This is a genomic window from Gemella haemolysans, assembly GCF_901873445.1.
Lineage (GTDB): Bacteria > Bacillota > Bacilli > Staphylococcales > Gemellaceae > Gemella > Gemella haemolysans_C.
Map to the genome: position 1 here is coordinate 37,177 of NZ_CABFLN010000011.1, position 10,827 is coordinate 48,003.

Annotated in this window: 16 protein-coding genes; all 16 read left to right on the plus strand. The window is 29.0% G+C overall.

The window, feature by feature from the left end; all coding sequences use genetic code 11:
- The first annotated feature begins 102 nt into the window (after positions 1 to 102).
- The 16 genes from JX287_RS01585 (at position 103) to trxB (ending at position 10,627) form a co-directional block, all read left to right on the plus strand.
- Complete coding sequence (locus tag JX287_RS01585; protein ID WP_048802987.1) at positions 103 to 465, plus strand: helix-turn-helix domain-containing protein; 363 nt, start codon at positions 103 to 105, stop codon at positions 463 to 465.
- A gap of 143 nt (positions 466 to 608) precedes the next feature.
- Entirely contained in the window at positions 609 to 1,577 is a 969-nt protein-coding gene (comGA, locus tag JX287_RS01590) for a competence type IV pilus ATPase ComGA (protein WP_239650304.1), read from the plus strand.
- Positions 1,552 to 2,598 carry a competence type IV pilus assembly protein ComGB gene (comGB, locus tag JX287_RS01595; RefSeq protein ID WP_204641480.1) on the plus strand — a complete coding sequence of 349 codons (1,047 nt, stop codon included), beginning with the start codon at positions 1,552 to 1,554 and terminating at the stop codon, positions 2,596 to 2,598. The genes comGA and comGB overlap by 26 nt, the downstream gene beginning before the upstream one ends.
- A 10-nt stretch (positions 2,599 to 2,608) precedes the next feature.
- Entirely contained in the window at positions 2,609 to 2,941 is a 333-nt protein-coding gene (comGC, locus tag JX287_RS01600) for a competence type IV pilus major pilin ComGC (RefSeq protein WP_048802984.1), read from the plus strand.
- The gene (locus JX287_RS01605; RefSeq protein ID WP_204641481.1) at positions 2,916 to 3,356 is read left to right on the plus strand and encodes a prepilin-type N-terminal cleavage/methylation domain-containing protein; all 441 of its coding nucleotides are present in this window, start codon (positions 2,916 to 2,918) and stop codon (positions 3,354 to 3,356) included. The genes comGC and JX287_RS01605 overlap by 26 nt, the downstream gene beginning before the upstream one ends.
- Entirely contained in the window at positions 3,346 to 3,630 is a 285-nt protein-coding gene (locus tag JX287_RS01610) for a prepilin-type N-terminal cleavage/methylation domain-containing protein (protein ID WP_204641482.1), read from the plus strand. Before JX287_RS01605 ends, JX287_RS01610 begins: the two co-directional genes overlap by 11 nt.
- The gene (locus JX287_RS01615; protein WP_204641483.1) at positions 3,608 to 4,177 is read left to right on the plus strand and encodes a prepilin-type cleavage/methylation domain-containing protein; all 570 of its coding nucleotides are present in this window, start codon (positions 3,608 to 3,610) and stop codon (positions 4,175 to 4,177) included. Before JX287_RS01610 ends, JX287_RS01615 begins: the two co-directional genes overlap by 23 nt.
- Before the next feature lie 3 nt (positions 4,178 to 4,180).
- The gene (locus tag JX287_RS01620) at positions 4,181 to 4,372 is read left to right on the plus strand and encodes a hypothetical protein (RefSeq protein ID WP_204641484.1); all 192 of its coding nucleotides are present in this window, start codon (positions 4,181 to 4,183) and stop codon (positions 4,370 to 4,372) included.
- 204 nt (positions 4,373 to 4,576) lie between these two features.
- On the plus strand, positions 4,577 to 4,825 hold the full coding sequence (locus JX287_RS01625; RefSeq protein ID WP_204641485.1) for a hypothetical protein: 249 nt from the start codon (positions 4,577 to 4,579) through the stop codon (positions 4,823 to 4,825).
- A 4-nt stretch (positions 4,826 to 4,829) separates the two neighbouring features.
- The gene (locus JX287_RS01630) at positions 4,830 to 5,732 is read left to right on the plus strand and encodes a YihY/virulence factor BrkB family protein (protein ID WP_204641486.1); all 903 of its coding nucleotides are present in this window, start codon (positions 4,830 to 4,832) and stop codon (positions 5,730 to 5,732) included.
- A 218-nt stretch (positions 5,733 to 5,950) separates the two neighbouring features.
- Positions 5,951 to 6,439, plus strand: a complete 489-nt coding sequence (gene msrA, locus JX287_RS01635) for a peptide-methionine (S)-S-oxide reductase MsrA (protein ID WP_204641487.1) — start codon at positions 5,951 to 5,953, stop codon at positions 6,437 to 6,439.
- A gap of 80 nt (positions 6,440 to 6,519) precedes the next feature.
- On the plus strand, positions 6,520 to 7,446 hold the full coding sequence (locus JX287_RS01640; protein WP_204641488.1) for a manganese-dependent inorganic pyrophosphatase: 927 nt from the start codon (positions 6,520 to 6,522) through the stop codon (positions 7,444 to 7,446).
- An 82-nt stretch (positions 7,447 to 7,528) separates the two neighbouring features.
- The gene (locus JX287_RS01645; protein ID WP_204641489.1) at positions 7,529 to 7,921 is read left to right on the plus strand and encodes a phage holin family protein; all 393 of its coding nucleotides are present in this window, start codon (positions 7,529 to 7,531) and stop codon (positions 7,919 to 7,921) included.
- A 15-nt stretch (positions 7,922 to 7,936) separates the two neighbouring features.
- Positions 7,937 to 8,881 (plus strand): HPr(Ser) kinase/phosphatase, encoded by a 945-nt coding sequence (hprK, locus tag JX287_RS01650; protein WP_204641490.1) that lies wholly within the window; start codon positions 7,937 to 7,939, stop codon positions 8,879 to 8,881.
- A 1-nt stretch (position 8,882) separates the two neighbouring features.
- Positions 8,883 to 9,686, plus strand: a complete 804-nt coding sequence (gene lgt, locus JX287_RS01655; protein ID WP_204641491.1) for a prolipoprotein diacylglyceryl transferase — start codon at positions 8,883 to 8,885, stop codon at positions 9,684 to 9,686.
- 17 nt (positions 9,687 to 9,703) lie between these two features.
- On the plus strand, positions 9,704 to 10,627 hold the full coding sequence (trxB, locus tag JX287_RS01660; RefSeq protein WP_204641492.1) for a thioredoxin-disulfide reductase: 924 nt from the start codon (positions 9,704 to 9,706) through the stop codon (positions 10,625 to 10,627).
- Positions 10,628 to 10,827 lie beyond the last annotated feature (200 nt).

The window sequence follows — 10,827 nt, forward strand, 5'->3', positions numbered from 1 at the left end:
ATTTTATATTAGTATAAAAAAAAGGTTCGAAAATTTATAATTTAATTTGATTTTTTATAAAAAAAAAGGTATAATAGTTATAGATGAGAAAGGAGGATTACTTTGAAGAATAAAGGAACATTACTGGCACAAAACTTAAAAAAACTTCGAAAAATGAACAATTACTCTATGTCAACTGTGGCGGATAAACTAGAGTTATCATCTCATGGTGTTTACGCTAACTGGGAATACGGTCGAAACGAACCTAATGTAGCGACACTTGTATCTATTGCGAAACTTTATAACGTTTCAATAGATGAACTTGTGGGGTATAAAACAGAAAAAGGGGAACCAGATGAGTTGGCAGACACTCACTTTGAAGTAATTGATATGATTAAGTCACTTGATAGTGAAGATTGCAAATTAGTAGAAGAAGTTTTAAGAAGATTTAGGGGATATTCTTTTTCTAGAAATATAAATCTATAACAAACTCAAATACTTAGGCTATAGAGTTATAATGTAGTAATTTTAAATTAATAGTTTTTAGGTATAGGCTAAGTAGTAATACTTAGCCTATATTTTCCTTTTCTTTAGGAAATGGGGTGATAACTATTGATGTAAAGATTTTGATGAATCGTATAATTAACGAATCAATAGAAAAAAGAGCCAGTGATATCCATATATACCCGCATATATCCGGAAATTCCTTTATACAGCTCAGAGTGAACGGACACCTGAGTAAATATGAAAAATTTTCTAATAGGGAGTTAGAACAAATAATATCTTTGTTGAAATTTAATGCAAACATAGATATATCAAGAAATAAAGAACCTCAAAGTGGACGTTTCGTTTATAATTATAACGAAAAAGATTATTTTTTACGCGTTTCTACATTACCTTTAAGTGAACTTAACGAAGGATGTGTAGTGAGGATTTTTATTAATGAATTAGAAGATGTTGATTATAGTATCTTTGAAGAGGATAATCAATATATTAATAATCTTTCAAAAAGAGCCTATGGTCTAATATTATTTTCTGGACCAACAGGTAGTGGGAAATCAACATCAATGTATAAACTAGCGAATGAACTTGCTAGTAGGGATAAACAGGTTATAACTGTAGAAGATCCTGTAGAAAAGAATATACCTACTTTAATACAAATGCAGGTAAATGAAAAAGCTGGAATAAATTATGACAATGCATTAAAATCAATTTTACGATGCGATCCAGATGCTATGGTTATCGGTGAAATCAGAGATTTTAAAACAGCAAGTCAAGTAATTACTTCATCATTTTCAGGTCATTTAGTATTAAGTACAATTCACGCGGAGAATTCTATCGGTGTAATTAATCGATTAAAAGATTTGAACCTGTCATTAGAAGATGTTAAACAAACTGTTCTTTGTATTATTTCTCAAAGATTGGTGAACTTAACAAATGGAAAAAGAGGATTAGTAACTGAAATATTGAAGAAAGAAGATATTCATGATTATATAGATAAAAATAAGATAATAGAACATTCTTTAGAGCATAAATTTCAATTAGCATGTGAGAAGGGGTTCATCACTACTGATGAAAAAGAAAAATGGGGATATTAAAAAAGCTCTAGACAAAGAGAATAAAATATATTTTATAAAACGTCTATATGAATTAATTAATCATGGATATATGCTAGAGGATTCTTTAGAATTTTTACTTATTCAATATGAAGTTACTGATGACGAAATTAAAAAGATTAAAGAAAAACTCTCTAACGGAAGTAAATTATCCGATATATTGGGATATCTTGGTTATTCACAACTAATTGTTAGTAAAATAAAATTTGCTGAAGATTATGGTCGAATAGAAGATATGTTATTAGAAGTTGAAACATATCTAAAAATAAAAAAAATACAACAAGAAAAGGTAATAAAAACTTTACGATATCCACTATTTTTAATACTTACATTAATCTGCCTTATTATGGTATTTAATGTGCTAGTAATTCCACAATTTGAGAACATCTATACTTCATCTAATATTAAGATGGATCTCCAAACACTTATATTAATCAAATCATTATATTATATTCCAAAATTCATTTCAATTATTTTTTTACTTACCCTTATAGGGATAGGTTACATTTCTTATACAATTAAATATAAACAAAATCTATTTTTAAAATCTCTTATATATATTCCTAAAGTAAGGAACTATTTTAAGCTATACTTTTCTTACAGATTTTCTATGGAATTAAGTTTATTTCTTATGAGTGGATTTTCATTAAAAACAGCTTTAGAAGTCATGGTTGAAGAAGACTATGATTATTATTTAACGCTCTTTTCTAAAGAAATTTTATATGAATTAGATAAGGGTATTAGCTTCGAAGATTCAATTGGAAAAATTAAATACTTTGATAATTCTATGAGAAAATTTGTAAACCATGGGAAAAATAATGGTCTGATTGATAAAGAACTAAAGCTATTTAGTGAAATCATGTTAGATACTTTTCTAACATCGTTAGATAAAAACTTGAAAAAATTACAACCTATATTATTTGGTATCTTAGCCGTAGTTATAGTTGGATTATATATGGTTATACTTCTACCTATATTTAATATGGCTAGCTCGCTTAAATAAGGAGGAGCATATGAAAAATATTATGAAAAAGTTCAAAAACAAAGATGGATTCACGCTTATAGAGATGTTAATCGTTTTGTTTATAATTGCAATACTTCTAATTCTTATAATTCCTAATATTACTAAGAATATAGATACTGCAAAAGATAAAAGTTCAGAAGCGTATGAAAAAACAGTTCAATCCCAAGTAACAGCCTATGAAATTAATGAAAAAGATAAAGATGTTACTTTCGAAAAACTTGTAGAAAAACATTATTTAGATGGCCCAGCAGATAAAGCTAGTACAGCACCAAATGGTAAAAAAATAGTAATAGCCAATGGTAAAGCAACATTACAAAAATAACGGGGCGTTTTCTTTAGTAGAGATGTTAGCGGTACTTTTAATAGTAAGCATTATAGTAATCATATTATCTAGAATATCTATAAATACCTATGCAAAATACCAGGAAAGGTTAGCTGTTAATGAACTTGTTTCCGAAATATACAACGTCCAAACAAGGAGTTTAAATGAAAGAAAAACATTCATTTGCTTTTATATGAATGATGAGGAGTATGATACTTTTTATGATAATCACGAGCATTGGAAAAAAATAAAAAGAGTAGGGAAGCCAAAATTAGGATCAGGATCAGTGATCTTAGAATATAGGAAAGGAAATTTAGTGTCTAAAGCAAATACTGTAGATGTACAGTTTGATAATAGTAAGTATAGAATAATTGTTCATTTAGATACTGGATATATAACACTCTATGAAATTTAATAAGAAAGGTTTTACTTTTGTAGAAATGATAGGGGCATTACTAATTTGCTCATTATTATTTGTGTTTTTGATTCCAAATATGGTTCGCCAATACTCAAATTTAAATAAAATTGAAAAAGAACTAGAAATGAAAGAAATATTATATGAAGAAATATGTAGTCACTATAAAGAACATGTTTTCACGACGACACGAGGAGATTATTACATAAGTGTAGATGAAAAATCAGCAAAAATAGAGGATGAATATACGGGTGAAAAAGTTAGCTATAGTTAAGGATAAAAAAGCATTTACCTTACTAGAATTGACAGTATCCTTATTTCTATTAATTATTTTAACTCTACTACTTATGTTGATTATACAAACTACAATGACTACTTCAAAGAGATTTCTAGATTATTCAAATTATGAATATGCTCTAGCTCATAAAAAGATTTTAGAAACGTATAATAATAGCGCTAAAGTTTATCAAGAAAGTAATTACATCTTAATGAAGAGTAAAGATGATGTCGAAGACGTAAGGATTAACTTTAGAGGTGGAAGGATATATATAGATAAATTTAAAGATTCTAATAATTTTGCCGGATACATTCTTGTTTTGAAAAATATGAAAGGCTACTCTTTATCGCAAGAAAATGATATTATACATGTCTCAATTGTTGATAAAAGTGATCATAAACGAGAGATGTTCTTGCGTGTTAAAGATGAGAAAACCGATAAAGAGAAAGAAAAAGAAAAGAAAGAAAAAGAGGAAAAGGCAAAAGAGGAGAAAGAGAAAAAAGATAAAGAAGAACATGATGAACACAATAAGGAAGGTGAGTAAATTATGAATTCAAAAAAGAAATATAAGAGAGCGAATGCTATAGTTGCCTCACTACTTGTAACATTGTTAGTAATAACAGTTTTGTTCAGCATAATAGGAATATACATAAATAAAATGTATAGTTTGAAAAATTTGAATGATTATTATGATAAGAAAATAGTACAGCAACTTCAAGAAAACAGTAAATCTAAATAATATGTAGGCATCCTAATCTCAAATGATGAGGTTAGGATGTTTTATATTTAAGCTTGATAAAGTCGGAAGTACAGTCTAAGCTATTAATAGCATACATATAATTAGTAATATAGAAAAATAAGTTATTTGTTGCTTTGTTTAAGTAAATGGTTTAAAATATTATTATGTTGTCAAAAATTAAAAAAAAATTTCAAGGAGATTTTAATGAGTAAAAAATTATTGTTAGGACTTGTAGGTGCTGGAGTACTAGCAACTGCTGTATTTCACAAAAAAGAAAATTTTAGTTCAGAAGAACGTACAAAAGTAGAAGAAGCTAAAAAGTATTTAGAGGAAAAAGGATATGTCGTAACGGGAAAATCTAAATTTCCTGTAGGAGGTTTAAACATACTTTCAGTATCTTCATTACCAATGTATTATAAAGCTGCAAAGACTGTAGCTAAATTTATTTTATAAGATTATGTTTATACCAGAAAAAAATTATTCATTTTATGATGATAATCCAAAAGGTAAATTAACAATAAAAAAATTTGTAAAAGAAATGTATTATCGTCTTATGTATGATGAAATATCATTACTATCTGCAAATTTAAGTTATTATTTTATTTTATCATTATTCCCTATGTTAATTGTTGCGTTAGCTTTAACACCATACTTTAAAATTGACCAACAATTTCTATTAGAGAAAATTCATAGCTTTGCACCTGGTGATTTGGGTGACTCTCTTTTTGATATGATTTCTGAAGTATTAAATAATAAGAACAATACGATTATCACAGTGGGGATTGTATTCACCTTATGGTCAGCTTCTAGTGGTATTTATGGAATCATTATTGCCTTTAATAATGCCTTTAGAGTTCGAGATGGAAGAATATGGATAGTAACAAAATTCATAAGTGTTGTTATAACAGCATTATTTTTAGTAGGAATGTTCGTAGTTCTTGCGCTAGTCGTATTTGGAAAACAACTTACATACTTACTGTTCCATAAATTTAATCTAGACGAAGGTTTTTATAATCTATGGTCAGTTTTAAATTACAGTTTTCCGATATTATTTATATTTATAGTATTTGTATTTTTATATATAATGGGACCAAACTTAAAACTAAAAGCTATTAGCATTATACCAGGAGCAATTTTTTCTACAATTTCTTGGACTTTAGTAAGTAGATTATTTGGATACTATATAGATCATTTTTCTAGCTATATTAAAACATATGGAACAATCGGGGCTTTTATGGCATTCATTATTTGGTTATATATTACAGGATATATACTAATTATCGGAGCAGAAATAAATGCGATATTCCATAATTATAGAGTTGAACATAGAGTATTTGAAGAGACACATACTACAGAATAGAAAATAAATAGATAAAATTCATTTAATAGACAAGTACAATTTTTTAATATGTACTTGTCTTTATTTATGTAAGTTTTATAAAAATAGTTTAATTATGAAATATAAGTTGCAATTAGTGAAGAATGTAAGTGCATAATTATATTAAAAGTTAACGTTATATAGTATAATAATAGTTAACAAATTTTGAATTTTGATTATAGATTGTGAGGAACTAAACCATGAAAAAAGAAATATATTTAGCGGGTGGATGTTTCTGGGGAGTAGAAGGTTACTTTGCACAACTTGATGGGGTTTTATCTACAACAGTTGGATATAGTAACGGTCAGACTGCAGAAACAACTTATCAAAAGATAAAATCAACAGATCATGCAGAAGTAATTTACTTAACATATGATAATTCAGTATTACCGTTAAATGATGTGCTTCGTCATTACTTTAGAATTATTGATCCAGTAAGTGTTAATAAACAAGGTGGAGACAGAGGTCGTCAATATAGAACGGGTATTTACTACGTAGATGAAGAAACAAGAGACGAAGCTGTTAAGTTTATAGAAGAACTTCAAAAAAATTATACTAAGAAAATTGCTGTAGAAGTAGAAGCGGTAAATAACTATATTGATGCTGAAGAATATCACCAAAAATACTTAGAAAAAAATCCGACAGGATACTGTCATGTAGACTTAAGTTTAGCAAAAAAAAGCTTATAATTTATTAAAATAGGTTTGAAATAATTACTAAAAAAAGGTAAAATATAAGTAAGTATAAATAAAAAATAAGGAGTTAGAAAATGACAAATATTTTAATTTTTGGACACAAAAACCCAGATACTGATACAATTTGTTCAAGTATCGTATATAATAACTTAAAAAGAATTCAAGGAATGGATACAGAAGCTGTAAGACTTGGAGAAATTAATGATGAAACAAAATATGCTCTTGAGTATTTCAACGTACGTTTACCACGTTTAGTAGAAGAAGTAGTGGAAGGGCAACATGTTATTTTAGTTGACCACAATGAATTCCAACAATCAGCTAATGGAATTGAAAAAGCAGTTATTCGTGAAGTAATCGATCACCACCGTATCGCAAACTTTGAAACTGCTGGACCATTATATTATCGTGCTGAACCACTAGGATGTACAGCTACAATCTTGAAAAAAATCTATGAGGAACAAAGTGTTCACATTGATAAACAAATGGCAGGATTAATGCTATCAGCAATTATTTCTGACTCATTATTATTCAAATCACCAACATGTACTTTACGTGATAAAATAGCAGCAGAAGAATTAGCAGCTATCGCTGAAGTAAACATTGAAGAATATGGTTTAGCAATGCTTAAAGCCGGAGCTTCAACAACTGACAAAACTGCTGAAACATTAATCTCATTAGATGCTAAAGAGTTTGTTTTAGGTGCTGATAAACTAGTAGTAGCTCAAATCAACACAGTAGATGCGAACGAAGTAGCAGTAAGAAAAGCAGAATTAGAAACAGCTATTAAAGCAGAATTAGATTCTAAAGGATTAGCAGCATACGTATTTGTAATCACAAATATCTTAACTTCAGATTCAGAAGTATTAGTATTAGGAGATAAACAAAATAAAGTTGCTGCTGCATTTGGAAAAACTCTTGAAAATGACTTTATGACACTAGAAGGTGTTGTATCTCGTAAAAAACAAGTAGTTCCTCAAATTACAGAAGAGTTTTCAAAATAATTATTAAAAATATAAATTTAAGAAAGTGAGGACATTGCTTCTCACTTTCTACTTTATATAAATAACAAGAAGAAGGAAAAATATGTATACATTTAAAAAATTATATTGGCCTATAATAAAAAAGGTCATATTAAATACATTTATTGTAATTGCCTTTTCTGGTTTGACTAAAGGAAGTTTGCGAGTCGATCATCCAGTATACGGATTTTTAGGAGCATTACTTATTACTATTTTATTTATATTAGTTCGACCTATATTATTGATAACTATAATGATATCAATATTTAGTTTGGGATTATTTTCGTTATTAGTTAGGACGTCATTAGTATATTTAGTTTCTTATATATTATCGCCACATTTTGAGATAATGTCATTTTGGACTGCTTTTGGCTTAGTGATAATTATAATGCTATTTAATTTTATATTAAATACAAATGATAGAAAGATAGTAATTAAAACATTCAAAAATAAATAAAAGGAAATAAAAATTATGCCAAAAATTACAACAAGAGATCTTGTAGAAAAATTAAATCTAGAAATTGTTAGTGGTGAAAAAGGATTAGATAGGGAGATAACAACAGAAGAGTTATCTCGTCCAGCCTTGCAACTTGCAGGATATTTCTCTCATTATTCACCACAGAGAGTACAAATTCTAGGAACTAGTGAATTATCATTTTTTAAACTAATTCCAGAAATTGAAAAAAAATCAAGAATGCGTATGCTTTGCACAAGAATAACTCCATGTATTATTATATCAAGAGATTTAGAAGTTCCTGAAGAATTAAAGGAAGCTGCAGATCGATATGATACACCAGTTTTAAGGTGTCACCAAGATACTACAAAACTTATGGGTAATATTACTAATTATCTTCAAAAGGTTTTTGCACCTACGACTTCAGTTCATGGTGTATTTATCGAAGTTTATGGTATTGGAGTATTAATAACAGGAGAAAGTGGAATAGGTAAGAGTGAAATAGCTCTAGAACTTATAAAACGTGGTCATAGATTAGTGGCTGATGATAGAGTTGATATAAAAGAGATAGAACAAGGTTTCTTAATAGGAAGCTGTGAATCAACACTAATAAAACACTTATTAGAAATTCGTGGTTTAGGTATTATAAATGTAATGACTTTATTCGGTACAGGTGCGGTACGAAGTGATAAAAGATTACAACTTAATATTCACTTAGAAACATGGAATGATCAAAAACAATATGATCGTATTGGATTAGGAGATGAACGTAGAGAAATCCTTAATTCACAAATAGAAAAGAAAACAATCCCTGTAAGACCAGGACGAAATGTAGCTATCATTATTGAATCAGCTGCCATGAACTACAGATTAAATCAAATGGGAATTAACACTGCTAAAGAGTTTACCTCAAAATTAGCAGAAGAAATAAAACAAAATAATAAGAATAATGGGGTGAACTAAAATGACATTAGGATTCTTAGATCCAGTTGCATTTCATCTATTTTCAAAGCCCGTATATTGGTATGGAATAATAATTGCAACAACAGTATTTTTTGCATACTTGCTTGCAGATAGAGAAGCTACTAAACGTGGCTTAAAACAAGATACAATGTTAGATTTATTGCTAATAGCATTGCCGATAGCATTCATCTTTGCACGTGCATACTATGTAATATTTAGATGGGAGTATTATGCAGGTGACTTTAGTAGTATGATAGCTATTTGGGATGGTGGAATAGCTATCTATGGAGGATTAATTGGAGGATTTATAGTTCTTTACTGCTTTGCAAGAAGAAGAGGTGTTAAGATTATAAAATTATTAGATATTATAGCTCCAAGTTTATTAGTAGGACAAATGTTAGGGCGTTGGGGGAACTTCTTCAATCATGAAGCATATGGTGAGATAGTTACTAAACAATATTTAGAAAACAGATTTATACCGAATTTCATTATTGAAAATATGTATATTGATGGAGCTTATCGCCAACCAACATTCTTATATGAAAGTTTATGGTGTTTAATAGCACTAGTAATACTATTATTAATACGTAATAAACTAGCTCAAAGTGAAGTATTTGCTGCATATTTAATTTTATATGGAGTAGAGAGGTTTATCGTAGAAGGAATGAGAACAGACTCACTTTATATCGGAAGTCTGAGAGTATCTCAAGTCCTTTCGCTAGTATTTGTGGTAGGAAGTTTGATATACTTAATAGTGCTTAATACAAAATATCGAAACAAAAAGATTTTGTATAGAGAATCATAAAAAAGAAGGTGGAAAATATGTCAGAAAAAATTTATGACTTAATTATCGTTGGAGCAGGTCCAGCAGGTATGACAGCTTCAATCTACGCATCACGTGCCAATATGTCAGTGTTGATGTTAGAAAGAAAATATCCAGGTGGTCAAATGTTATCAACAGAAGAGATTGAAAACTACACAGGATATGAAATGGTAACTGGTCCTGAACTATCAGAAAAAATGTTCGAACACTCTAAGAAATTCGGAACAGAATTTGCTTTTGGAAATATTACAAAAGTAGGTGTAAGAGATAATCTTAAATATGTAGTGGCAGGAGAAAAAGAATATGTTGCTAAATCACTAATTATCGCAACAGGTTCAGAACACAGAAATCTTGATGTTCCTGGCGAAGAACAGTTCTCAGGAAAAGGTGTAAGTTACTGTGCAGTATGTGATGGTGCATTCTTTAGAAATAAAGAAGTAGTAGTTATCGGTGGAGGAGATTCAGCGGTAGAAGAAGCTTTATATCTATCTAATTTAGCAGCGAAAGTTACGATTGTTCACAGACGTGATGAACTTCGTGCACAAAAAATTCTTCAAGATAGAGCATTTGCTAAAGAAAATATCGAATTCGTATGGGATAGTGTTGCATATGAAATTAAAGGTGAAAGAAAAGTTTCATCAATTGAAATTAGAAATGTAAAAACTGGAGAAGAAAGTTCAATTCCAGCTGATGGTGTGTTTATCTATGTAGGTATGTTACCACAAACACAAGACTTCAGAGATTTAGGAATTACTGATGAAGCTGGTTATATTCCAACTAACGAAAGATTAGAATCAGCAGTACCAGGAATCTTTGCAGCTGGTGATGTTCGAGTAAAAGAAATTCGCCAAGTAATTACAGCAGCATCTGATGGTGCTATTGCAGCTCAAAGCGCATATAGCTATGTAGAAGGTTTAGAATAATAGTTAAAGAAGAGAGGTTCAGATTAGAGCCCCTCTTCTTTTATTGGTCTATAATAAATACGGTTGATAATAAATATCAGCCGTATTTAAATTTATAAAAAAATAGAAAAGAATGTAAAATTCCTTTATAATTTAAGTATGAGCAAAAAATCAAGAAAGGAAATTTACATTCATATGTGTAATTATAGCAAATCTCTTAA

Coding starts and splice junctions, on each gene's coding strand:
- comGA (WP_239650304.1), top strand. CDS start 609: ATGAATCGTATAATTAACGAATCAATAGAAAAAAGAGCCAGTGATATC.
- comGB (WP_204641480.1), top strand. CDS start 1,552: ATGAAAAAGAAAAATGGGGATATTAAAAAAGCTCTAGACAAAGAGAAT.
- comGC (WP_048802984.1), top strand. CDS start 2,609: ATGAAAAATATTATGAAAAAGTTCAAAAACAAAGATGGATTCACGCTT.
- JX287_RS01605 (WP_204641481.1), top strand. CDS start 2,916: ATGGTAAAGCAACATTACAAAAATAACGGGGCGTTTTCTTTAGTAGAG.
- JX287_RS01610 (WP_204641482.1), top strand. CDS start 3,346: ATGAAATTTAATAAGAAAGGTTTTACTTTTGTAGAAATGATAGGGGCA.
- JX287_RS01620 (WP_204641484.1), top strand. CDS start 4,181: ATGAATTCAAAAAAGAAATATAAGAGAGCGAATGCTATAGTTGCCTCA.
- JX287_RS01625 (WP_204641485.1), top strand. CDS start 4,577: ATGAGTAAAAAATTATTGTTAGGACTTGTAGGTGCTGGAGTACTAGCA.
- JX287_RS01630 (WP_204641486.1), top strand. CDS start 4,830: ATGTTTATACCAGAAAAAAATTATTCATTTTATGATGATAATCCAAAA.
- msrA (WP_204641487.1), top strand. CDS start 5,951: ATGAAAAAAGAAATATATTTAGCGGGTGGATGTTTCTGGGGAGTAGAA.
- JX287_RS01640 (WP_204641488.1), top strand. CDS start 6,520: ATGACAAATATTTTAATTTTTGGACACAAAAACCCAGATACTGATACA.
- JX287_RS01645 (WP_204641489.1), top strand. CDS start 7,529: ATGTATACATTTAAAAAATTATATTGGCCTATAATAAAAAAGGTCATA.
- hprK (WP_204641490.1), top strand. CDS start 7,937: ATGCCAAAAATTACAACAAGAGATCTTGTAGAAAAATTAAATCTAGAA.
- lgt (WP_204641491.1), top strand. CDS start 8,883: ATGACATTAGGATTCTTAGATCCAGTTGCATTTCATCTATTTTCAAAG.
- trxB (WP_204641492.1), top strand. CDS start 9,704: ATGTCAGAAAAAATTTATGACTTAATTATCGTTGGAGCAGGTCCAGCA.